This window comes from Paenarthrobacter sp. Z7-10 (assembly GCF_026932795.1).
GTDB lineage: Bacteria > Actinomycetota > Actinomycetes > Actinomycetales > Micrococcaceae > Arthrobacter_M.
This window is the reverse complement of sequence record NZ_JADPVH010000002.1, coordinates 1-22570: the sequence shown is the minus strand read 5'-3', so window position 1 is coordinate 22570 and position 22570 is coordinate 1. Positions and strand designations below refer to the sequence as shown.

The window sequence follows — 22570 nt, the reverse complement described above, 5'->3', positions numbered from 1 at the left end:
TGGAACTAGAGCGCGCTCAGACGCCGTTGGACAGCACCAGCCCGACGGCGAACAGCACGCTGTAGCCGAGGTTGAGCAGTCCCGTCTGCTTCAGCACCGGAATGAGGCTGTGGCGCATCGTGCCCCTGAGCATCAGCAGCGACGGCTTCACAGCGGCGGGAATCAGCAGCAGGACCAGCAGGATCCACGGCTTTTGCCCGGCCAGTGGCAGGACCAGGAGCAGCGCCACAGCCAGCATCAGGACGTAGCTTCGCCGGGCGTTGCGGTCACCAAGCCGCACAGCGAGCGTGCGTTTGCCCACCGCGGAGTCGGTGGGGATGTCGCGGACATTATTGGCCATCAGCAGCGCGACGGCGATCAGCCCGGTCCCCACTGCCCCGATCACTGCTGGTGCACTGAGCCGCCCCGCCTGGGTATAGGTTGTTCCCAACGTGGCGACCAGGCCGAAAAACACGAACACGAACACGTCGCCCAGACCCAGGTAGCCGTAGGGCTTCTTTCCGCCGGTGTAACCCCAGGCTGCCAGTACGCAGCCGGCGCCCACGAGCAGCAGCCACCAGGCGCCTGAGAGCAGCACCACCCCGATCCCTGCCAGCATGGCCAGGGCGAAGGCAATGAACGCGGCGTACTTGACCTGTCGGGGTGTTGCCGCCCCGGAGCCGACCAATCGGAGCGGACCCACCCGGACGTTGTCGGTGCCGCGGATGCCGTCCGAATAGTCGTTGGCGTAATTGACGCCGATCTGCAGCAGCAAGGCCACCAGCGCGGCCAGGATGGCGCCACCTGGCCGGAATGCGTCCAAATCATAGGCCGCGGCCGTGCCAATGATCACGGGCGCGATTGCCATCGGCAGGGTGCGCAGCCGCGCCCCTTCCATCCATTGACCGGCAGTGGCCACGTTTGAGCTCCTTGATTTGCAGGTTCAGGTTAGTCCGCCCGCCGGTTCACGCTGGTGATCCGGCGGACAGGTCGGGATTAGTCGGGCTGGTTGTGCCGCCGGCGCGTGCCGGGACCGGTTCCTTCGGCGGCGAGCATGGCTTTCAGCCCCTGCCGGTCAGGTTTGCCGGTGGGCAGCATCGGCACCTCCGCAACGAAGCGGACGGTTTTCGGAACGGCGTGGGACTCCAGTACCGCGCCGGCGCCCGCCAGCAGCGCTTCCATCGAGCAGCTGCCGACGACGGCGGCACAGACGCGCTGACCCCAGTCCGGGTCGGGGACGCCCGTGACGAAGGCATCCTGGACGCCCGGCACGAGCAAGAGCTGCTCGGCGACCACACGGGCGGAGACCTTCAGTCCGCCCGTGATGATAACGTCATCCATCCGGCCCAGCACGGTCAGCCGGCCGTCCGCTGCCAGTTCGCCCTCGTCATCGGTGCGGTACCAGCGCAGGTTCTCGCCTCCCGTGCTTTCTTCGATGAAGTTGTGGGCGGTCAGGGCGGGAGCAGCCAGGTAGCCGGAAGCCAACAGCTCACCGCCCAGCCAGATTCGGCCTTCGCGTATGTCCACCCGCACGCCCTCCAATGGAACGCCGTCGTACACGCAGCCCCCGCAGGTCTCGCTCATCCCGTAAGTGGTCACCACGTTGATCCCGGCGGCGCGGGCCGCGGACAGCAGCCCGGCGTTGGCGGGCGAGCCGCCGAGCAGGATGGCGTTGAAGCGCCGGAGCACCGCCAGCGTTTCCGCTGCTGGGTCCTGCAGCAGCCGCTGCAGCTGAGTGGGAACCAGCGACGTGAAGCGGGTCCGATCCGTCAGCTCCAGCGCCGCCGCGGTAAAGGCCTCAGCGGTGAACCCTGCAGATTGGTCCATCAGCCAGGGTCGGGTGCCGGCGAAGAGTGAGCGGACCAGCACCTGCACGCCGGCGACGTAGTGCGCCGGCAGGGCCAGCAGCCACTGACCCTCCCCACCGAGTGCCATGGCCGTTCCCACCGAGGAGGCAGCCAATGCATCCACGCTGAGCAGCGTCTGCTTAGGCGCTCCAGTTGAGCCGGAAGTCGAAACGACGACGGCGATGTCGGAATCGCCGTCGAACGCGGAGTGCGCCTCCGGGAGCAGCTCAAGGTCCGGCAGCTGGCCCCGGGAACCAGCGGGATGCAGCTGCACGGCGGCTCCCTCGCCGGCCAGCGCCGCGGCGAGTGCTTTGAGGATCGGATCAAGGTCCATGGCTTCGTTTCCGCGCTTTAGAAGTAGTAAGGGAAGCGCGACCAGTCCGGATCGCGCTTTTGCAGGAAGGCTTCCTTGCCCTCCACCGCCTCATCCGTCATGTAGGCCAGCCGGGTCGCCTCGCCGGCGAAAACCTGCTGCCCGGCCAGTCCGTCGTCGGCCATGTTGAAGGCGAACTTCAGCATGCGGATGGCCTGCGGGGACTGCGCTGCGATGTCCGCGGCGTATTCCAGCGCCACCTCTTCCAGCCGTGCGTGCTCCACCACCTCGTTCACCGCACCCATCCGGTACATATCTTCGGCGGAATGTTCACGGGCCAGGAAAAAGATTCCGCGGGCGGCCTTCTGGCCCGCCTGGCGGGCCAGCAGGGCAGAACCATAACCCGCGTCGAAGGACCCGACGGTGGCGTCGGTCTGCTTGAACCTGCCGTGCTCACGCGAGGCGATGGAGAGATCCGCCACCACATGCAGCGAGTGCCCGCCGCCGGCTGCCCAGCCATTGACCACCGCAATGACCACTTTAGGCATGGTCCGGATCAGCCGCTGCACCTCCAGGATGTGCAGTCTGCCGGCGCGGGCGGGGTCGATTGTCTCCTGGGTTTGCCCGTCCGCGTACCGGTAGCCGTCGCGGCCGCGGATCCGCTGGTCGCCGCCGGAGCAAAAGGAATGACCGCCGTCCTTCGCCGAGGGACCGTTGCCGGTCAGCAGCACCGTGGCCACATCGGGAGACATCCGGGCGTGGTCCAGCGCGCGGTACAGCTCGTCCACCGTGCCTGGCCGGAAGGCGTTGCGGACCTCGGGGCGGTTGAAGGCGATCCGGACGGTGGGCAGATCACGGACGACGGCGCCGGCCGGATTCCGCTGGACCTGGCGGTGATAGGTCACGTCGGCCAGCTCGGTAAACCCGGAAACCAGGCGCCACTGCCGCGGGTCGAAGATGTCCGAGACCGGCGCGGGAAGGGACGGTGCTGCGACGTTGGCGGGATCTGCTGTGCTCACCAGTCGAGTTTAGCCGCCCGGGACCGCGCTACCCGTTCGCCCGCGCTCCCCTCTCCGTTCGCCCACGCTCCCCTCTCCGTGCTCCTGACCGCAAAACTAAGTGTCAGCTGATGCACTCAAAACCGCTTTTGAGTGCATCAGCTGACACTTAGTTGTGAAGTCGTTGGGAGTAGGTGGAAGTAGCTGGGAGTCGTTGGGAGCGCCCTCTGGACTTGGGGGGAATGGGTGGGCAAGAATCGGAGCTACCATCCACGCAAGCCACACCCTTCGAAGGAGTAAGTTCCTTGGGCGCACCAGGCATTCCCCGTTCCTTGGTCGCATCCCTCATTCCCCGTCCGGTCAGTGTCACTCAGGGGGACGGCGTCTTCGTGCTGGACGCGGCGACGGCAGTGGACGCCCCTGCCGCCCTTCGCGGCGTGGCCGCCTGGCTGCAGGGCGCACTCCGTCCGGCCACTGGGCTGCAGATCGCTGCGGGCGTGGGAGGGAACGTGGTGCTGCTGACGGAGCCGGGACTTGCTGCGGAAGGCTTTGAGCTGACTGTCACTCCGGCCGAGGTCCGCATTGCCGGTGGCAGCGCAGCCGGTGTTTTTTACGGCTGTCAGGCGCTGCTGGGGTTGCTGCCGCCGGCCATCCATCGGCGCGCACCGGTGGCCGGCATCCGATGGCAGATCCCAACGGGAACCGTGCACGACGCCCCGCGGTTTGGCTGGCGGGGCGTGATGCTGGACGTGGCACGGCATTTCCTGCCTAAGCGCGAGGTGTTCCGGTTCCTGGACCTGATGGCGATGCACCGCTTGAACATGCTGCACCTGCACCTGACGGATGATCAGGGTTGGCGGCTGGAGATCCGCCGGTATCCGCGCTTGACCGAAATTGGGGCCTGGCGCCGCGAGACTCAGGTGGGCGCCGGTCCCGATGCCCCTGGAAACGGGCGCCCGCACGGCGGCTTCTACAGCCAGGACGATATCCGTGAAATCGTGGCCTACGCCGCCGAGAGGTTCATCACGGTGGTGCCGGAAATTGAATCCCCCGGTCACGTCCAGGCCGCGCTGGCCGCCTATCCGCAACTGGGTGTTTCCGGCGGGAACCTGGAGGTGTTTACCCGCTGGGGGATTAACTACAACGTGCTGAACATGGCGGAAACCACGGTCCGGTTTTTCACCGATGTCCTAAACGAGGTGATGGACCTGTTCCCATCGCCGTACATCGGCGTGGGCGGGGACGAATGCCCCAAGGACCAATGGATTCTGGATCCGCGGACTCAGCAACGCATCGCCGAGCTGGGCTTGGCCGACGAGGAGGAGCTGCAGAGCTGGTTCATCCGAAGGCTGAACGATCATCTCCGTTCCGCTGGCCGCAGCCTTTTTGGCTGGGACGAAATTTTGGAAGGTGGAGGGGCGCCCGGCGCCACGGTGGCCTCGTGGCGTGGAACGGCCGGAGCAGTTGCGGCGGCCCGCAGTGGCTGCGACGTGGTCAGCTGCCCAGATGACCAGGCGTACCTCGACTATCGGCAATCCGACTCCCCACGGGAACCGATTCCGGTCTCGGTGGTGCTGACGCTGCGCGATGTCTACCACTTTGATCCGGTGCCGGCCCAGCTGACTGCTGCTGAAGCGGAGCATGTGCTGGGCGGGCAGGGGAATATCTGGACCGAACATATGGATTCGCCGCGCACGGTGGACTATTTTGCCTTTCCGCGCCTGTGCGCGCTCGCCGAGGCACTGTGGTCCGCCAAGGGTGGCGACTTCGAGGATTTTGACCGGCGGCTGCAGCTCCACCTCGCCCGGTTGGATGCCCTGGGCGTGGAATACCGCCGTGCCGCTGGGCCTCTGCCATGGCAGCAGCGCCCGGGCGTACCGGGGCGCCCGGAAACGCAGGACCAGCGCGCGGCTCATATTGCCGCGTTGGTCGCCAACATCGCCCTCCCCGCTGACTTCGCCAGCGGAAGTTGAGCGGCGCGCGCATTGACTTAGGCTGAATTAGCTTAGGCAGAATTCGTTGCCTTCGGGATCCGCCATGGTGTACCAGAAATGCGGACCTTGATTGGCTTCCCACAGGAAGGTGGCGCCCCGGCCCTCGAGCCGTTTCCGCACCTCGTCCTTGTCATCTCCGGCCAGGTCGACGTCCCAATGCACACGGTTTTTGACGGTTTTTCCTTCGGGTGCGCTCTGGAACAGAATCCGGCGGCGTCCCCGTTGGCCCACTTCCTCGGTGGGACAGATGGCGGCACCGTCCGTCCACACCAGCACCCCGTTGTGCACCATGGTTTCACTTTCGGTGGCGTAGCCCTGCTCGATCATGGAGCGGATGAAGGCCTCGTCCGAAGGCTCCAACGCCCAGCCGAGCGTTTCCGCCCACCAATCCGCCTGCTCCTGGGGATTCTTCGAATCAACACACATCTGGATTGAGTAGCTCATCTTTGGAGCCTAGGACCAAGCCACCGGTTGTGGAAGGCCCGGTCCACTTGACGCGTGGTGCGGCCGTGGCGCAGGGTTGTGGCATGAAGAACTAACGCGATTTCATGCCCGTGCCGGTGATGCACCGTCCCGCAGACTACGCACTGCAGCGGTTTCCAGCGGCAATCACTTGGCGAAACCGCGAGGACCCTCCATGCCAACTTCCAACACATCACGCCCTGGTACGGCACGCTCCAACGCTGTGGATTCCAACGCTGTGCATGCCCATACGGTGCATGCCCATACGGTGCATTCCAACGACTGGACCGTGGCTGATTCCGATACCCACATCGGGTTGTCCGAGGTTTCCCATAGTTACGGCGACCGACTGTTGCTGGACCGCATCACAGTCAACGTCGCCGCCGGAGAACGTGCAGCCATCGTGGGCGAAAATGGTGCGGGCAAATCGACGTTGCTTCGGCTGATGGCCGGACTCGAAGCGCCCGACGGCGGCAGCGTCACCGTGCGTGCAGACATCGGATATCTGGCCCAGAGCCTTGACTCCGCACCCGGAGCCACCGTGCGCGATGCCATCGACACTGCGCTGTCCGGAATCCGTGCCCTGGAACAGCAGCTGCGCGCGCTGGAAGGAACCATGGCTGCGGCGACGGCGGAGGAGCTGGAGCTTTATGGCTCGCTGCTGGGCGAGTTTGAGCTGCGCGAAGGCTACGGCGCCGATGCCAGGGTGGACGCTGCGATGGACCACCTCAGCCTCGCCGGCATTGGCCGGGACCGCGGGTTGTCCTCACTGTCCGGTGGAGAACGGGAGCGGCTGGCCCTTGCGTGCCTGCTGGCCGATCCGCCAGCCATCCTGCTTCTCGATGAGCCCACCAATCATCTGGACGGCGGTGCGGTGGACTGGCTGGAGTCCCGGCTTAGTGCCCATCGAGGCACAGTGGTGGCCATTTCCCACGACCGGACGTTCCTGACCCGGGTGGCCAGCGTCATTATCGAGGTGGATGGTGATCGCCGGGAGGTCCGCCGCTACGGCAACGGCTACCGGGGCTATCTTCAGGAGAAGGCCGCCGAACGCAGCCGCTGGGAGCAGGAGTATTCCCAGTGGCTTGATGCCATGGCCGCGGAGCGGCGGCAGGCAGATACGGTGGCCGACAGAATGGGGTACGGCCGGCGCCGTGACGGGGACAAGATGAGTTTCGGTTTCAAGACCGGCAGCTGGGAGCAGGCTGCGGCCAGCAAAATCCGCAATGCCCAAGAGAGACTTCGCCGGCTGCAGGCCAACCCGGTGGACCGGCCGCCGGAACCACTGCAGCTGGCCGTGCAGCTGGGTGACGGAGTGCTGTCCGGGGAAGTGCTGGCCGCACGCGGCATCTCGGTTGCAGGTCGGATGGAGGTGCCGGAGCTGCGGGTACCCGCCGGGGCCAAGCTGCTCATCACCGGACCCAACGGCGCAGGCAAGACCACGCTGCTGGATGTGCTCGCCGGAGTAAGGGCACCCGACACCGGGACCGTGGACCGGCGCGGACGTCTGGGCTACCTGCCGCAGGAGCTGGGGTCGCCGAAGCATCCGGGCCGACGGCTGCTGCCCGCGTTCGCTGCGGGCCTTTCCGGCGACATTGATGTCCATGGTGACAGGCTGCTTCGATTGGGGCTTTTCCGGACCGCCGATTTCTACATCCCGGTCGGATCGCTGTCCGCAGGTCAGTACCGGCGCCTCGCACTGGCCCGGCTGCTGGTGGGCCACTACGACGTGATCCTCTTTGACGAACCAACTAATCATTTGGCGCCCGTGCTGGTGGGAGAGCTCGAAGAGGTGTTCGCCGCCTATCGTGGCACCCTGGTCCTGGTCAGCCACGACCGTGCGCTGCGGCGCTGGTTTTCCCGGCTGGAGGTCGGACTCGAGCTGAAGATGGAGCGAGGATGCCTGCCTCCGGGACCGCTTGGCGTCTGCTGAAGCTGATCGGTTGACCGGACGGGCGGTGTCTGGAATATTTAGAGAACGAGCGGTCAGTAATCCTGCGGTCCGTTCGTTCCGCAGACGACGGCGTTCGCGCCATTGAGCGCAAAGGATCTTTCCATGACACAGGCTTCTTCGGCGGTACAGGCACACCCGACGCCGCAGGCCTTTCTGGTCGGTGGCGTGCGCACGCCCGTCGGGCGGTACGGCGGTGCCCTGTCCGGCGTCCGTCCCGATGACCTGGCGGCCTTGGTGATCAAAGAGCTCGTGGCCCGGACCGGCATGGATCCGGCCGGAATTGACGAGGTCATTCTGGGCAGCGCCAACCAGGCCGGGGAGGACAACCGTAATGTGGCGCGCATGGCCACGCTGCTGGCCGGTCTGCCGGATGAAATTCCCGGGATTACCGTGAACCGGCTCTGCGCCTCGGGGCTCTCGGCCATCATTCTGGCATCCCAGATGGTGAAGTCCGGGGCTGCGGACGTGGTGATCGCGGGCGGAGTCGAGTCGATGAGCCGGGCGCCCTGGGTGATGGCCAAGCCGGAGAAGGCCTTTGCCCGGCCAGGGGAGACCGCGGATACCTCGATCGGATGGCGCTTCACTAATCCCGTTTTCAAACAGCGGGACAAGGCAACCTATTCGATGCCCGAGACAGCCGAGGAAGTGGCTGGTCTCGATGGCATCAGCCGCGCGGATGCGGACGCCTTTGCCCTGCTGTCCCATCAAAACGCGCTCGCCGCCATCGACGCCGGCCGGTTCGACGGCGAGATTGTCGCCGTCGAGACGCGCAGAGGAACGATCGACACCGACGAGGGCCCGCGCCGCGAAACCACGTTGGAGGCGTTGGCGAAACTGCGTTCAGTGGTGAAGCCCGGCGGCATCGTGACGGCCGGTAATGCCTCCTCGCTCAATGACGGGTCTTCCGCGGTGATTGTGGCCAACGAGGCGGCCCTGCGGAAGTTCAATCTGGTGCCCCGGGCCCGGATTGTGGACGGCGTTTCCGCAGGTGTTGCCCCCGAGATCATGGGACTTGGTCCCGTCCCTGCCACCCAAAAGCTGTTGGCGCGCACGGGCGTTGGCATTGGTGACATCGGCGCCGTCGAACTGAACGAAGCGTTCGCCACCCAGTCGCTGGCGTGCATCCGCCGGCTCGGCTTGGACCCCGCCATCGTCAATCGCGACGGCGGTGCGATCGCGCTGGGTCATCCGCTCGGATCTTCCGGTTCGCGGATCGCCATCACGCTGCTGGGCCGGATGGAACGCGAGGGGGTGCAGACCGGGCTCGCGACCATGTGCGTTGGCGTGGGTCAGGGAACGTCCATGCTGCTGCAGGCGCTCTGATGGGCTACAGCACCCTGCTGGTGGAGGAACGAGCCGACCGGCTGCTGGTCCAGCTGAACCGACCCGAGGCGCGCAACGCCATCAACCAGGCGATGGTGGATGAGCTGCACGACGTGTGCGCTCGGCTGGAGGCGGAACCGAAGATCCTGATCCTTTTCGGCAGTATTGGATCAAGCAGCAGCAGCGGAGGCGGCGCCAAGGCCGGTGTGTTCGCCTCCGGGGCGGACATTGCCGAACTGCGGGAACGCCGCCGGGAGGATGCGCTCGAGGGGATCAATATCAAGCTTTTCATGCGCATAGCCGCCCTGAAAATGCCTGTGATCGCGGCTCTGGACGGGTATGCACTGGGTGGCGGTGCGGAACTGGCCTTCGCCGCCGACTTCCGGCTGGGAACGCCGTCGGTGAAGATCGGCAATCCCGAAGCCGGTTTGGGCATCATGGCCGCTGCCGGTGCGAGCTGGCGGCTGCGGGAATTGGTGGGCGAACCCGTAGCCAAGGAAATTCTGCTGGCGGGCCGGGTCCTAACTGCGGACGAAGCGCTCGCTCTGCACCTGATCACCGGGATCCACGAAACCGGCGAGCTGATGACCGCAGCGAACGCGCTGGCGGATCGGATTGCCGGCCAGGACGCGCTGGCGGTGCAGATGACCAAGGCCGTCTTCCATGTCCCGGACGCAATGCACCCCCAGGCGGACATGGAGGCACAGGCGGTGCTCTTCGAATCGCCGGCCAAGTTCGAGCGCATGCAGGCCTTCCTGGACCGGAAGAAAACAACCCGAAAGAAGACCTCATGAGTTCCACACCCCCCGTGCACGGCGAAGTCCCGTCCACCGTTGGCGTGCTCGGTGGCGGCCGGATGGGCGCCGGGATTGCGCATGCCTTCCTGGTTGCAGGATCCACCGTGGTCGTGGTGGAGCGCGACGCTGAGGCCGCCGAGGCAGCCCGGGAACGGGTCGAAATGGCCTTGGCGAAAAGCGTGGAACGCGGCACGACGGCGGAGCCACTGGCCGCGCTGACCGGCCACCTGCGCGTCTCCACGGACTATTCGGATTTTGCCGGCTGCGAACTGGCGGTCGAGGCGGTACCGGAGGATTTTGCGCTCAAAAGCGCGGCCTTGCGGTCCGTCGAGGAACAGTTGCCGGCGACCGCGTGGCTGGGCACCAACACCTCCTCGCTCTCGGTCACGGACCTGGCCGAGGGTTTGCGGCGGCCCGAACGTTTCTGCGGACTGCATTTCTTCAACCCGGTTCCAGCCTCGCTGCTGGTGGAAATTGTCCTGACTACAGTAACCTCGCCGGCTCTGGAGAGCGCCGCGGGAAGCTGGGTGAAAGCGTTGGGAAAGACGCCCGTCGTCGTCCGCGATGCCCCTGGTTTCGCCTCTTCCCGGCTCGGCGTTGCCATTGCGCTGGAAGCCATGCGCATGGTCGAGGAGGGGGTGGCGTCGCCGCAGGACATCGACGCGGCCATGGTGCTCGGCTATAAGCACCCCGTTGGGCCGCTGCGCACCACCGACATCGTGGGCCTGGATGTTCGGCTCGGCATCGCCGAGTATCTTTCGTCGACGCTGGGCGAACGCTTCGCGCCTCCCCAGATCCTGCGGAACATGGTGGCGCGCGGGGACCTGGGCCGCAAATCCGGCCGGGGGTTCTTTGACTGGGATGCACCCTGAGTGCGGCTAAAATAACCCGATGATGCAGATGCAACCTCTGACCCTGACCGGGAAACTGGTGACCCTGGAACCGCTCACCGCCGCGCACCACGACGGACTGGTGGCCGCTGTGCGGGACGGGGAGTTGTGGAAGCTGTGGTACACCGCAGTACCGGAGCCGGACGCCATGGCCGCAGAGATCCGGCGTCGGTTGGCGCTGCAGGAGGCGGGGTCCATGCTGCCCTTCACCGCCCGGCGCACGGACACCGGCGCCGTGATCGGCATGACCACCTATATGAACATCGATGCGGATAACCACCGGCTGGAGATTGGCTCCACCTTCAATGCCGCCGCCAGCCAGCGCAGCGGAACCAACGCGGAATCCAAACTGCTGCTGCTGACCCATGCCTTCGAGGTCTTGGACTGCATAGCCGTTGAATTCCGCACACACTGGATGAACCTGCAGTCCAGGGAAGCCATCGCCCGCCTGGGTGCCAAACAGGATGGCGTGCTGCGCAGCCATTCCCGGATGGCTGACGGATCCCTCCGGGACACCGTGGTCTTCTCGATCCTGGCTTCGGAGTGGCTGACCGTCAAGCGCGGTCTGCAGTTCCGGTTGGCTCGGCGCGGATGACCGCCCCGCTCTAGTGGCGCGCCGAAATAAGTCCCGCCAGCGACGCCGTCAGCGAGGCGGCGTAGCCGAAGCGCTGCCCGTCAGCATTGGGATGGAAGTTCCCGGGGTCCGAGGGAGCAAAGGGATTCAGATTGATCCACTGCTGCGCGGACGGCACGCCATGGCCGGCAAACGACCGGCTGACGTCGACAAAGCGCGCGCCATTCCACGTCGACGTTCCGGCGATGGTGGCGTTGAGCAGATCGGTGGCGTAATTCAGGGATCGGGCCGTACTGACCTGGGCCGCCGGATATCCCAGGGCTGCCATATTGTCCGGCTCGAACAGGTGCGGGTAACCCAGTACAACAATCCGGGCATTGTGCGCCTTGGCCTTGATCGCGTTAAACATGGCCGTCAGCCGTTGCGGCAGCTGGGGCAGTTTTACAAAGACGGACGTCGCAATGGCACTGCGGCAGGCCAGGCCCTCCGGATCGGCTGTACACGCCGCGGCCACCTGACCACTGCCGATGTCGTTCCCGCCAACCGTCACGGTGACCAGCCGGGTGTTCGCCGGCAGCAGCGGAACCTCCTGCAGGCGAACGTCATCCGTGGTCGCCCCGAAGCAGCTGAGGTTCGCCGTCAGATTGATGCCCGGAACGGTCCCAGCGATGTTGGGGTAGGCGTTGGGGCTTTGCAGGCACGGCGGCAGTTGCGTTCCGCCGGCACCGGTCCCGGCGGAATAGGAGTCACCGAGGGCAACATAGGGAACGCCGGAGTTGCTGCTGGAATGGGAGGCGGCGGTGGCGGAGGACGCGGATGCGGACGTGGAGGGCAACGCGGAGGCCGGGGCGGCAATTGCCCCGCCGACCAGCCCTGCGGTAATAGCGGCAACGGCACTCAAACGGGCCGTGAATCCCCTGTGGGAGCAAGCTGGCGATTTCATAGCCTGAGGCTACTCCCGGCTAGCGGATCTGGGTAGGGTCCGGCGGTGTGGGTCGTTCCAGCAGAAGATTGGTGATGCGCAGCGTGCAGAGCCGCCGTCCGTCGTCGTCGGCGATCAGCACCTCATAGGTGGCCAGCGTGCGGCCCAGGTGGATGGGCGTGGCCGTGATGGTCACGATCCCTTCCCGCGCGGACCTGTGGTGCGTTGCCGACACATCGACCCCCACGGCGGTCCGGCCCATCGTGCTGGCGTAAATCACCGAGGCCCACGAGCCCACGGCCTCTCCGACGGCCAGCGACGCCCCGCCGTGCAGCAAGCCAAAGGATTGCCGGTTCCCCTGTACCGGCATCGTGGCCACCACCCGGTCCACGGATTCCTCAAGGATCTGGACGCCCATCTTTTCGTCCAGTTCGCCCAATACAATCTTCCAGGGTGTCAGTTCCCCTTTGTTGGCGGCTTTCCCGCTCACGGGCGGCTCCTTCGGGATAAGTGGTTCCGGCTTGTCTGGCTCCGGAACGGCAACCAGACCATAATGTACTCTGGACATATTACTGAACGTCCGGTCAGTATATCGCCGAAGGCGCTGCGGACCGGTAGGGAACGCTTCGAAAGGAACCGTCGACGATGACAGCCACCGTCCTGAATGCAGACACCGCCGTTGAAACTGTGCCCAGCTACGTCCGCGACGCCTGGTGGACACCGGAGCCTTCCGCGGACCTGTTGACGAACAGTGCCCGGGTCCGCGACGCCAGCACCGGCGAACTGCTGGCCATGGTGAGCACGGAGGGGCTGGACCTTGCCGCCGTCGTCGAGCATGGCCGCAGCGTGGGCCAGCGGGAACTGGGCGCGCTCACCTTTCACCAGCGTGCGCTCAAGCTTAAGGAGCTGGCCCAGTACCTCAATGACAGGCGCGCGCAGCTGTATGAGGTCTCAGCCCGCAGCGGCGCCACCACGGGTGACTCGCAGGTGGACATTGATGGCGGCATTGGTGTGCTGTTCACGTTCGGTTCCAAGGGACGGCGCGAACTGCCAAATTCGCAGGTCGTGGTGGACGGTCCGGTCGAGACGCTGTCCAAGGACGGGTCATTTATTGGTGAACACATTTATACCCGCATTCCCGGTGTGGCGGTGCAGATCAATGCCTTCAACTTCCCGGTTTGGGGGATGCTGGAGAAACTGGCGCCGGCATTTTTGGCAGGTGTCCCCACCATCGTCAAACCAGCCACACCCACGGGCTACGTTGCCGCCGCCGCCGTGCGGCTGATGGTGGAATCACAGATCCTGCCAGCCGGATCGCTGCAGCTGATCTCCGGGTCGGCGCGGAACTTGCTCGACGAACTCGACTACCGGGACCTGGTGGCCTTCACCGGCTCCGCGGCCACGGCGAAAACGCTGAAGGCCCACCCGAATGTCGCCATTGGGGGAGTGCGTTTCACCTCGGAAACCGACTCACTGAACGCGGCCATTTTGGGGCCGGACGCCGTTGCCGGCACGCCGGAATTCGAGGCGTTCATCAAGTCTGTGGTCACCGAAATGACTGTCAAGGCGGGGCAGAAATGCACGAGCATCCGCCGGGTCCTGGTCCCCAAGGAACTGTGCACGGAGGTGAGCGAGGCCATCGGGGCACGCATCGCCCAGCGCGTGGTGCTGGGCGACCCGCGGGCCGAGGGCGTCACCATGGGTGCGCTGGCCTCCCTGGAGCAGCTGGCGGACGTGCGCTCCGCCGTTGAAATCATGCTTGCCGCCGGCGGCGAACTGGCCTACGGCAGCTTGGACGCGCCCGCCGTGACGCGGGCCGATGGCACCGTCGCTCCGGCGCCCGGCGGGGCCTTCATGTCCCCCGTGCTGCTGCGCTGGGCCAACCCGGAGGCGTCGGAGCTGCATGCGCTGGAGGCCTTCGGCCCGGTGGCTTCGGTGGTCGGCTACAGCGATTTGGCGGATGCGGTGCGGCTTGCGGCGCTGGGCAGCGGCTCGCTCGTGGCCTCCGTCTGCACCAATGATCCGTCCGTCGCTCAGCAGCTGGTCAGCGGTATCGCCGCGCACCACGGGCGCGTGCTGATCCTCAACCGCGAAGATGCGCGCAGTTCCACCGGGCATGGTTCCCCGGTCCCGCATCTGGTGCACGGCGGTCCCGGGAGGGCTGGCGGCGGCGAGGAGCTAGGCGGCATCCGCTCGGTCTTCCACCACATGCAGCGGACCGCCGTGCAGGGTTCACCCAACATGCTCACGGCGATCACAGGGGTCTGGCACACCGGCGCCGATCAGCACTTCGACGACGTCCATCCGTTCCGCAAGCCGCTGAGCGCGCTCCGGATCGGGGACGCCTTCAAGTCGGGACTGCGCCAGGTCACCCTGGCGGACATCACCGCCTTTGCCGAAAGCACAGGTGACACTTTTTACGCCCACACCAACGCCGAAGCCGCGGCGGCAAATCCGTTCTTTCCGGGCATCGTGGCGCACGGTTATCTGATGCTGTCCTGGGCTGCCGGGCTGTTCGTGGAACCCGCGCCGGGACCGGTGCTGGCCAACTACGGACTGGACAATCTGCGCTTCCTCACACCGCTGGCCGCGGGAGATTCCTTCCGGGTCACGCTGACAGCCAAGCAGATCACGCCGCGGGAGACGGACGAATACGGCGAGGTTCGCTGGGACGCGGTGCTGCACAATCAGCACGATGAAGTGGTGGCCAGCTACGACGTCCTCACCTTGGTGGCCAAGGACTGGGCAGCGTCGTAGGCCGGGGATAGCTCCGGCGCGCGTGGGTCGAGGAGCCGGCTATTCAGCGTCCAGATCCCGCTCCAAAAAGGCGGCCAGCGACGCGAGGGCCACGTCGGCGTCCGCTCCCTCCGCACGCAGCACGACGACGTCGCCACATTCCGCGCCCAGGCTCAGCACGGCCAGTACGCTGGCGGCGTTCAGGGCGTCCTGCACGGGTGCTCCGTCCCTGGCTATGGTCACTTCGACCGGCAGTCGGGCCGCCGCCTCAGCGAACAGTGCGGCGGGCCGCAAGTGCAGGCCAACCCGGCTGGCAATGGTGGCTCGACGTTCGGACACGATTTCTCCTCGGTATTAGCGCAGCAATACTACCCAGCAGTATCTACCACCGACATTTATCCAGCCATATCCAAGCAGCCATATCTAGGCGGCCATGTGGGGCCCCGGATCTATGCGGCCAGATGGGGCCCCGACTGGCCTGATGGACTTTTCCACGGCCTATAGTCCTAGTCTTTCCAGCATGGGCAGCCGGGCGCGCACCCGGGCGCGGGCCCCCGTGGCGCTTGAGCTGTCCAGCGCCACTCCCGCCAGCTCCTGGGCCAGCTCAAGGGAAACGCTGCCCAGTACGGCGCCTACCCCGGCCAGCGACCGCGGTGTCATGGACAACGTGGAGACGCCCAGTCCGGCGAGGACGACGGCGAGTGCCGGATCCGCTGCGGCCTCACCGCACACGCCCACCGGCTTGTGGCCGCCCTCGGCCGCGGCGCCGGCCACAGTATGGCTGATCAGCTGCAGCACTGCCGGTTGCCAGGGACTGTTCAAAGCCGCGAGTGCGCCAAGCTGGCGATCCGCCGCCATGACGTATTGGGTCAGGTCGTTGGTGCCGATGCTGACGAAGTCCACCCGGCTAAGAATGGGCTCGGCAGTGAGGGCGGCGGAAGGGACCTCCACCATGACCCCGCAGGTTTTGAGCCCCGCGGCGGCGCACCGGCCGGCGAATTTTCCGGCTTCTTCGGCGGTGGAGATCATCGGTGCCATCACCCACACCTCGGCTTCGGCGCCGGCTGCGGCGCTGGCGATTGCCTCCAACTGGCGTTCCAGCACACCAGGGCGCACTCGTTCCGTCCGGTAACCGCGGATCCCGAGGGCAGGGTTGGGCTCGGCGGCGGCGTTGGCGATGGCCAGGAACGGCAGCGGCTTGTCCGCCCCCGCATCGAGGGTGCGCAACACCACCTTCTTTCCGGGGAAGGCGTCAAGGACTGCCCGATAAGCCTTTCTCTGCTGCTGGATCGACGGCTCAGAGGTATGGTCCAGAAAGTACAGCTCGGTGCGCAGCAGGCCAATCCCCTGGGCACCCGCGGCCGCCGCCGTGGCAGCGTCCCGAGCGCTGCCCACATTGGCCAGCAGCGGCAGCACATAACCATCGGCCAGCCGTCCGTCGCCGTCGAAACCCGCGGCTGCCGCCGTCGTCGTCTGCCCGCCCACTGTCGTCGTCGCCCTCGGGCTCACCTGCAGCCCGGCGCGCGCTGCGTTGTCCGGATCCACGACGACGGTTCCAGTCACGCCGTCGACGCAAATCTCCACGCCGTCGGTCAATTCATCCGCTCCCGCTGCGGCGACGACGGCGGGCAGCCCAAGAGCGCGGGCAAGAATGGCCGTGTGTGAAGCCGGCCCGCCGCCCGAGGTCACCAAGGCCAGCACCATGGCTGGATCCAGCGTTGCCGCGTCGGCCGGCGCAAGGTCTTCGGCCACCAGGATGTAGGGGGTGGCGGAAGAGGGAACTCCGGGCGCGGGCACGCCGCGCAGGATGGCAATGATGCGCGCGCGGATATCCAGCACATCCGCTGCGCGCTCGGCCATGTGTCCGCCCAGCCCGCGGAGCATTCCCGCCACCGATGCAGCAGCATCCCAGAGCGCCCCTTCCGCCGACGATCCGCCGTCAATCAAATCCAGTGCGGACCGCATCAGCATCGGATCCGCCGCCATCATGGCCGTTGCTGCCAGGATGGCCTTGGCATCGCCCGTGGCCTGCTCCGCCCGGCTTTGCAGCTCGGTCTGGACGCTATGGGAAGCGGCACGCAGGTCGGCCGCAGCCTGCCCGGCAGAGACGGAGACGGCCCTGCGTTCACCCGGAGCGGGCTCGCGGACCGGGCGCGGCATCCGCCGCACCACGCCGGTGATCCGCCCGGGACTGACCCCTGCTCCGGAGAAAATCCGCATTGACCGTCCTCACTTCCACCGCCAAATGGTACGGGCCTGACCTCCACCCTATCCGTGTGGCGCGTTGCCGCCCTGTCGCCCTGTCGCCCTGTCGCCCTGCCGCCCTGCCGGCTCTGTCCCGGCCGCAACCCCTGCCGCTCCGGCCGACTCTGTCCCGGCCGCCGCTCCGCCGCTCCGGCCGCCCCCGCTGAACCGGCCCTGTCCCAGCCCGTTCCAAGTAGGGGCGATGATTCGATGGGGTCGACGGAATAGCAGGACCGCTCATTCCGTTGCCTGCACGAAGTCAAAGCCGCCGTTCGCCGGTCTGAATCCATCCCGGGTAGTGGTCGTGGATTGTTGCCGGTAGGGAATTGGAAGAGACATGAATGGAGTTGGCGATGCTGGACATCGTGGTGATTGGCGGTGGACAGGCAGGACTTTCCGCCGCCTACCACCTTTCCCGGCGCGGACTCGTTCCGGAGCGTGATTTTATTGTGCTCGACGCCAACCCCGGCCCCGGTGGTGCCTGGCGTCACCGCTGGCCAACGCTGACTCTGGGCGCCGCGCATTCGATTCATGATCTTCCCGGCATGCCGTTGACCTCGCCGGATCCCTCCGAGCCAGCCGCCGCCGTCGTCGAACGGTACTACGGCGGCTACGAAAAGGAATTCGGACTGCCCGTGCACCGGCCAGTCCGAGTACAACAAGTGACTTCAGCCGGCGGCGGTCTGCCGAATTCCGGAGAGCTGCCGTTACTGCGCGTCGGCACGGACCGTGGGAGTTGGCGCACCCGGCTGGTGATCAATGGCACCGGCACCTGGGACCGACCATATTGGCCGCACTATCCTGGCCGGGAACTTTTCCGCGGGCGAGAGCTGCACACCCATGACTTCTGTTCGGTCGATGACTTCCGCGGCCAACGTGTCCTGGTGGTTGGTGGCGGAACGTCCGCCGTGCAGTTCCTGCTCCAGCTGGCTGGCGCCGGCGTGCAGACCGCCTGGTCCACGCGCCGGCCGCCGGAATTCACCGAGCGGCCCTTCGATCAGGAATGGGGCCGTGAAGTGGAGAAAAGGGTTCGTGAGCGCACGGCCCGGGGGCTGCCTCCGGGCAGCGTCGTGTCTGTCACAGCCTTGCCCCTAACGCCCGTGTATCGGCAGGGAATTGCCGACGGCATTCTGGTTTCCCGTGGTCCGCTTGCTTCGATCACCGCCGACGGGGTCCAATTTGCGGATGGTTCAACTTTTGCCGCAGACGCCATCCTTTGGGCCACTGGATTCCGCGCTTCCTTGGATCATTTGGCGCCACTGAAGTTGCGCGAGCCCGGCGGCGGAATCATCGTTGAGGACGGCGTTCGAGTGGCCAAGGACCCGCGGGTGTTCCTGGTGGGGTACGGCCCCTCGGCCTCAACCCTCGGTGCCACCCGCGCGGGACGGGCCGCCGCGCTGGCCGCCATCGAGGCCCTTGGCGTTCCGGCCCTCTGAACCACCGGCTGACCGGCGCAGACTGGGTACGCCTGGTGCACTCGCAGCCCAGGACCACCCCTTGTGCCCCGGACATTAGCGGCTAGGCTCTGGCTATGCCAGCACCGGAGCCTTCGCCTCAGCAACTCAACCGTCAACCGGCGCCTCTACCGGCCGTTCAACTCACTGCCGGTACCGTCGAGTGAACCCGTTCAAATTCATCTCGTCCCTGGTGCGGCCGCTGAAGGCCCTCTATGTGCTTTTTATCGTCGTCTTCCTGGTCGGGTTCGTTTCCTTCTTTGTGCAAGTGCCGGACCTGAGCCGATATATGTTCGGCGGCGCCGGGGGTCATCGCGTTTGTGCTGGGACTGTGCCTGATTACCAATTTCAATGGCTCGGCCCTGTCCCTGGCCAACGCGGTGAAGGGATATAAACCCCTCGGCGTGGACTATTCTCGATCCTTCCTGGCGACCGAGACCTATGCACGATTGTTCGGTGCGGGCTTCCTGGTGGTGGGTGGCAGCATCGCCGTGACGTCGTTTCTCGGGCTCTGGGAGACCTGAAGCCAGCCGCCTTGTGCCGTCGCTGGATCGGGTGCAAGAATCCAAATATACGCAGGCGCTCCTGGCACCACTGGTCATGTCGTGTGCGTTGACCGATGAGAAGGGGGCACATGAGCTACGACGCCAGCCGATACCGGAATTACTTCGAGCATGCTTTCAGCTATGAGGCCGGGTTTCGCCGGAACGTTAGCCGCTTTGGATCACAGAGCGCCGTCCTGGACCCGGAAACGGGCCGCTCCTGGACGTACCGGGAACTCGACGCGGACGTGGCCCGGGCCGCTTCCGCGCTTGATTCCCTGGGCGTGGGCCGCGGTGATCGGGTGGTCTATCAGCTCAACAATTCCCCGGAATTCGCCATCCTGTATCTGGCGACTCAACGGCTTGGCGCCATCGGCGTGCCAGCGAATTTCAGACTGGCGCCCGGGGAGAGTGCGCACATCCTCACGGACAGCGAACCAACGGTTTACATCGTCGGCGTCCAGGACCTGTCCGCGGCCAGGCAGGCGATGCAGATTTCCGGTCTTACCCCTGTGCTGCTCACCGTAGGCAAGGCGGACGACGGCGTTGCGGGGGATGCGTCCGACCGCGCCCCCGCGGTGGTTGGCTCATTGGAGGAGGCGATGTCCTCGGCCCCGGACAGGGAGTTGTCCCTACCCGCGGATTTTTCGATCTACGAGGAAACGACCCGGCTGTATACCTCCGGCACCACCGGGATGCCCAAGGGGGTGCCGCTGCCCTCACTGGTCGAGGTGATGAGTGCACACGACGTGATCATGCATTTCCCGCTGGCGCCGCAGGACCGCACCCTGAACATGACGCCATGGTTCCACCGCGGCGGACTGTACTCGGGCGGTCCCAACCCTGTGTTCTACGTGGGCGGGTCTGTGGTCCCGCTGCGCGCTTTTTCCGCGGCAACGGTGCTGGATTGGGTGGAAAAGTATGACATCACCTTCCTGATCGGTGCACCCGTCACACTGGGTATGCTCGCCGATGAGCAGGAGCGCCAACCGCGGGACCTCTCCCGGCTTCGCGGCATCGTCACGATGGGAGCACCATTGACCCGCACCGCCGTACTGCGCTACCAGCGCGTGCTCACCGAGCGGATCTTTAACGGCTACGGCACCACGGAAGCGTTTTGGAACACCTTCCTGCGTCCGGAGGATCTGCCAGCCCATGCCGGCACTGCCGGCCGCGCCTGCACAGACGACGATGTCGCCGTCGTCCGGCTTTATGAGGACCGGCCCGCGAATCCTGACGAACTCGCCGCACGGGACGGACAAGAGGTGGGCGAGATGATTATGCGCTCGCCCAAGTCCGGCTTTTCGTATTTCAACCTGCCGGACAAGGACGAGGAGAAATTCCACCAGGGCTGGCTGTATCCCGGGGATCTTGCCAGCTGGGACGAGGACGGGTTCGTCACCATTGTCGGGCGCAAAGACGACATGATAATTTCCGGCGGGGAGAACATTCACCCGGTGCAAATCGAGGAAGTGCTGGCCGAACATCCCGGCGTAAGGGACGCGATAGTGGTTGGTCTGCCCGATGACCATTGGGGCCAAAAGGTCGTGGCCTATGTGATTCCGCACGATGGGATGACCGGAGATGCAGCCGTTGCCGAGCTTGATCGGCATTGCCGCGAACACCCGCTGTTGTCCAATTTCAAGCGGCCGAGGGCCTATCGTTTCGTGGACGAACTGCCGATGACAGCTACCGGAAAGAAGATGCACTTCAAGGTTGCGGAGCTGGCGGTGGCGGACGAAGCCGCTGGTCTGCTGACTTCCACCGATGCCGCAGTGCCGGCTTTGCTGCCCGACGCGGCTGGGACCGGCGAATGAGCCCAGAGTCGGACGAGCGCCGGGCAGTCATTACCGGAATGGGAGCCATCACTCCGGTGGGCAACACTGCGGCGCTGACCTGGGCGGCGTTAACGGAGGGCGTGAGCGGTGTAGGGCCCATCACTCTCTTCGATGCGACAGGTTTCCCTACCCGGATAGCTGCTGAGGTCAAAGGTTTTCAGGCTACCGAACAGATGACCTTCAAGGCGCGCAAACGATCCTCCCGCAGTTCGCAAATGGCGGTGACCGCAGCCCACGAAGCCTTGGCCGACGCCGGATTGCCGGCCAGCCTGGAAGGTCGCGAGGCTGCGGTATTCATAAATTCGGCGGTGTCCGGCTTTGCCGAGATCCAGGACGCAACGCAGACCTTGTCGACCGAGGGCCTGCGCCGGATCAGCCCCAATTTCGTGGCTGCTTCGCTGACGAATATGGCAGCGTGCGAGGTAGCCATCAGCCTGGGCGTTCACGGCCCAGTTAACGCCAGCGCTCTGGCATGTGCCAGCGGTGCCTATGCCCTGTTGGAAGCCCGTCGGGCTCTGCTGGCGGGCGACGCAGACTACGTGGTTGCCGGCGGAGTGGATGCCTCCATCACTGAGGTGATGTTTGGCGGTCTCAGCGCCATGCGGGGGTTGTCGACAAGCAATGAGGTGCCAGCGGAAGCGTCCCGGCCCTTCGACGCCGACCGGAACGGGTTTGTTTTCGGCGAAGGTGCCGTGGTCTTCGTGCTGGAGCGCCTGGATCAGGCGCGTGCCCGTGGAGCGCGGGTGTACGCGGAGGTGAAGGGCGGCGCGCTGACCTCGGACGCTTTCCATACCGTGGCACCTGAGCCCGGGGGCCGCTATGCGGCCGAGGCGATCCGCCGCGGGCTGCATAATGCCCGCCTGAACGCGGCGGACGTCGACTATATTTGTGCCCACGGAACGTCCACCAAGGCAAACGACCGCACTGAAACAGCCGCCATCCGGGCGGCCCTCGGTGCCGCGGCAGATTCCGTTGCCGTGTCCGCACCGAAATCCATGACGGGCCACCTCATTGGCGCAGCGGGTGCGTTGGCAGGGTTGGTCTGCGCCCGGACCATCTCCGACGGAGTCATCACGCCGACTATCAACTACACCACCCCGGATCCGGAATGCGACCTGGACTATGTACCCAACGAGGCGCGCACCGCGCCCGTGCGTCATGCGATCACTAATGCCTTTGGCTTCGGCGGACAGAACTGCGTGGTGGCTTTCGGAAAGGTGTAGGTCCTTCTGACGGCGCAGCAGCCTGCCAGTAACAGTGCTGGGTAATCAACGGTCCTGAGGCCAGGGGGCGTCTGGCATGTCCCTCAGTCTGACGACAATGCGGCTCGATCGGTGCTTCTTCTTCTTAGAGCGCCGCCGTCCCACATCGAATTTAGTGTCTGCTCCATTGCTGGCACGAGTGCGGACTGCGCCATCGCCGATCACGGGTTCGGTCCCAGCCTCGACGCGGGCCCTTAACGTGGCGGTGGCTGCATCGTCAACTATCCCATTTTTCGCAGGCATGACAGCAGGCATGGCCGCAGGCATGACGGCAGAATCGGCGGACTGTTGCCGGTTGTGGGGTGTTTCGGGTAGTGGTGGGGCGGTGGATTGGTAGGTGTGGCCGGTGGGGGTCCGGGTTTGGACGGTGTGTCGGGGTCCGGGGACGGGTTGGCAGGACCAGCCGGGTGCTTCTTTGGTTTCGTTGCAGGCTTCGCATAG

19 protein-coding genes are annotated in these 22570 nt (G+C 65.7%); 11 read left to right on the top strand and 8 right to left on the bottom strand.

The features are described from left to right. Positions 1-16: 16 nt before the first annotated feature. The 3 genes from IV498_RS00850 to IV498_RS00840 all read right to left on the bottom strand — a co-directional run bounded on the left by IV498_RS00850 (position 17) and on the right by IV498_RS00840 (position 3158). Complete coding sequence (locus tag IV498_RS00850) at positions 17-898, bottom strand: 1,4-dihydroxy-2-naphthoate polyprenyltransferase (protein WP_269044669.1); 882 nt, start codon at positions 896-898, stop codon at positions 17-19. A gap of 77 nt (positions 899-975) precedes the next feature. Continuing rightward, the gene (gene menE / locus IV498_RS00845; RefSeq protein ID WP_269044668.1) at positions 976-2160 is read right to left on the bottom strand and encodes an o-succinylbenzoate--CoA ligase; all 1185 of its coding nucleotides are present in this window, start codon (positions 2158-2160) and stop codon (positions 976-978) included. A 17-nt stretch (positions 2161-2177) separates the two neighbouring features. After that, on the bottom strand, positions 2178-3158 hold the full coding sequence (locus IV498_RS00840) for a 1,4-dihydroxy-2-naphthoyl-CoA synthase (RefSeq protein WP_269044667.1): 981 nt from the start codon (positions 3156-3158) through the stop codon (positions 2178-2180). A gap of 284 nt (positions 3159-3442) precedes the next feature. On the opposite strand from IV498_RS00840, the gene IV498_RS00835 reads away from it, so the two are divergent. Then, a complete protein-coding gene (locus IV498_RS00835; protein WP_269044666.1) occupies positions 3443-5110 on the top strand; it encodes a beta-N-acetylhexosaminidase in 1668 nt (555 codons plus the stop codon). Between the two features lie 27 nt (positions 5111-5137). Here IV498_RS00835 and IV498_RS00830 read toward each other — a convergent pair whose 3' ends face one another. Then, positions 5138-5575, bottom strand: a complete 438-nt coding sequence (locus IV498_RS00830) for a VOC family protein (RefSeq protein ID WP_269044665.1) — start codon at positions 5573-5575, stop codon at positions 5138-5140. 193 nt (positions 5576-5768) lie between these two features. Here IV498_RS00830 and IV498_RS00825 point away from each other — a divergent pair, with 193 nt between their 5' ends. From IV498_RS00825 to IV498_RS00805, 5 genes are all read left to right on the top strand, one after another. Further along, on the top strand, positions 5769-7526 hold the full coding sequence (locus IV498_RS00825) for an ABC-F family ATP-binding cassette domain-containing protein (RefSeq protein WP_269044664.1): 1758 nt from the start codon (positions 5769-5771) through the stop codon (positions 7524-7526). A 123-nt stretch (positions 7527-7649) separates the two neighbouring features. Next, positions 7650-8870, top strand: a complete 1221-nt coding sequence (locus tag IV498_RS00820) for a thiolase family protein (RefSeq protein WP_269044663.1) — start codon at positions 7650-7652, stop codon at positions 8868-8870. Then, entirely contained in the window at positions 8870-9664 is a 795-nt protein-coding gene (locus IV498_RS00815) for an enoyl-CoA hydratase/isomerase family protein (RefSeq protein ID WP_269044662.1), read from the top strand. Before IV498_RS00820 ends, IV498_RS00815 begins: the two co-directional genes overlap by 1 nt. Continuing rightward, the gene (locus tag IV498_RS00810; RefSeq protein WP_269044661.1) at positions 9661-10539 is read left to right on the top strand and encodes a 3-hydroxyacyl-CoA dehydrogenase family protein; all 879 of its coding nucleotides are present in this window, start codon (positions 9661-9663) and stop codon (positions 10537-10539) included. Before IV498_RS00815 ends, IV498_RS00810 begins: the two co-directional genes overlap by 4 nt. Positions 10540-10558: 19 nt before the next feature. Next, positions 10559-11152 (top strand): GNAT family N-acetyltransferase, encoded by a 594-nt coding sequence (locus IV498_RS00805; protein ID WP_269044660.1) that lies wholly within the window; start codon positions 10559-10561, stop codon positions 11150-11152. A 10-nt stretch (positions 11153-11162) separates the two neighbouring features. Here the strand turns inward: IV498_RS00805 and IV498_RS00800 are convergent, their stop codons facing one another. Beyond that, complete coding sequence (locus IV498_RS00800) at positions 11163-12074, bottom strand: SGNH/GDSL hydrolase family protein (protein ID WP_269044659.1); 912 nt, start codon at positions 12072-12074, stop codon at positions 11163-11165. Positions 12075-12093: 19 nt separating this feature from the next. Continuing rightward, positions 12094-12471: a PaaI family thioesterase gene (locus IV498_RS00795; RefSeq protein WP_269044771.1), complete on the bottom strand. Its 378-nt coding sequence runs from the start codon at positions 12469-12471 to the stop codon at positions 12094-12096. 227 nt (positions 12472-12698) lie between these two features. Here IV498_RS00795 and paaZ point away from each other — a divergent pair, with 227 nt between their 5' ends. After that, complete coding sequence (paaZ, locus tag IV498_RS00790) at positions 12699-14810, top strand: phenylacetic acid degradation bifunctional protein PaaZ (protein ID WP_269044658.1); 2112 nt, start codon at positions 12699-12701, stop codon at positions 14808-14810. Positions 14811-14849: 39 nt separating this feature from the next. Here the strand turns inward: paaZ and IV498_RS00785 are convergent, their stop codons facing one another. Both IV498_RS00785 and IV498_RS00780 read right to left on the bottom strand, forming a co-directional pair. Beyond that, positions 14850-15128, bottom strand: coding sequence for an HPr family phosphocarrier protein (locus IV498_RS00785; protein WP_269044657.1), 279 nt, complete (start codon positions 15126-15128; stop codon positions 14850-14852). 159 nt (positions 15129-15287) lie between these two features. Continuing rightward, positions 15288-17009 carry a putative PEP-binding protein gene (locus tag IV498_RS00780; protein WP_269044656.1) on the bottom strand — a complete coding sequence of 574 codons (1722 nt, stop codon included), beginning with the start codon at positions 17007-17009 and terminating at the stop codon, positions 15288-15290. 365 nt (positions 17010-17374) lie between these two features. On the opposite strand from IV498_RS00780, the gene IV498_RS00775 reads away from it, so the two are divergent. The 4 genes from IV498_RS00775 (at position 17375) to IV498_RS00760 (ending at position 22090) form a co-directional block, all read left to right on the top strand. Further along, positions 17375-18469 (top strand): flavin-containing monooxygenase, encoded by a 1095-nt coding sequence (locus tag IV498_RS00775; protein WP_269044655.1) that lies wholly within the window; start codon positions 17375-17377, stop codon positions 18467-18469. 338 nt (positions 18470-18807) lie between these two features. Beyond that, positions 18808-19011, top strand: coding sequence for a hypothetical protein (locus IV498_RS00770; RefSeq protein ID WP_269044654.1), 204 nt, complete (start codon positions 18808-18810; stop codon positions 19009-19011). Positions 19012-19121: 110 nt separating this feature from the next. Continuing rightward, entirely contained in the window at positions 19122-20846 is a 1725-nt protein-coding gene (locus IV498_RS00765; RefSeq protein WP_269044653.1) for a class I adenylate-forming enzyme family protein, read from the top strand. Further along, on the top strand, positions 20843-22090 hold the full coding sequence (locus tag IV498_RS00760) for a beta-ketoacyl-[acyl-carrier-protein] synthase family protein (RefSeq protein ID WP_269044652.1): 1248 nt from the start codon (positions 20843-20845) through the stop codon (positions 22088-22090). The genes IV498_RS00765 and IV498_RS00760 overlap by 4 nt, the downstream gene beginning before the upstream one ends. Positions 22091-22570 lie beyond the last annotated feature (480 nt).

Coding starts and splice junctions, on each gene's coding strand:
- IV498_RS00765 (WP_269044653.1), top strand. CDS start 19,122: ATGAGCTACGACGCCAGCCGATACCGGAATTACTTCGAGCATGCTTTC.
- IV498_RS00795 (WP_269044771.1), bottom strand. CDS start 12,471: ATGGGCGTCCAGATCCTTGAGGAATCCGTGGACCGGGTGGTGGCCACG.
- IV498_RS00820 (WP_269044663.1), top strand. CDS start 7,650: ATGACACAGGCTTCTTCGGCGGTACAGGCACACCCGACGCCGCAGGCC.
- IV498_RS00780 (WP_269044656.1), bottom strand. CDS start 17,009: ATGCGGATTTTCTCCGGAGCAGGGGTCAGTCCCGGGCGGATCACCGGC.
- IV498_RS00810 (WP_269044661.1), top strand. CDS start 9,661: ATGAGTTCCACACCCCCCGTGCACGGCGAAGTCCCGTCCACCGTTGGC.
- IV498_RS00760 (WP_269044652.1), top strand. CDS start 20,843: ATGAGCCCAGAGTCGGACGAGCGCCGGGCAGTCATTACCGGAATGGGA.
- IV498_RS00825 (WP_269044664.1), top strand. CDS start 5,769: ATGCCAACTTCCAACACATCACGCCCTGGTACGGCACGCTCCAACGCT.
- IV498_RS00775 (WP_269044655.1), top strand. CDS start 17,375: ATGGAGTTGGCGATGCTGGACATCGTGGTGATTGGCGGTGGACAGGCA.
- IV498_RS00815 (WP_269044662.1), top strand. CDS start 8,870: ATGGGCTACAGCACCCTGCTGGTGGAGGAACGAGCCGACCGGCTGCTG.
- IV498_RS00830 (WP_269044665.1), bottom strand. CDS start 5,575: ATGAGCTACTCAATCCAGATGTGTGTTGATTCGAAGAATCCCCAGGAG.
- IV498_RS00800 (WP_269044659.1), bottom strand. CDS start 12,074: ATGAAATCGCCAGCTTGCTCCCACAGGGGATTCACGGCCCGTTTGAGT.
- paaZ (WP_269044658.1), top strand. CDS start 12,699: ATGACAGCCACCGTCCTGAATGCAGACACCGCCGTTGAAACTGTGCCC.
- menE (WP_269044668.1), bottom strand. CDS start 2,160: ATGGACCTTGATCCGATCCTCAAAGCACTCGCCGCGGCGCTGGCCGGC.
- IV498_RS00805 (WP_269044660.1), top strand. CDS start 10,559: ATGATGCAGATGCAACCTCTGACCCTGACCGGGAAACTGGTGACCCTG.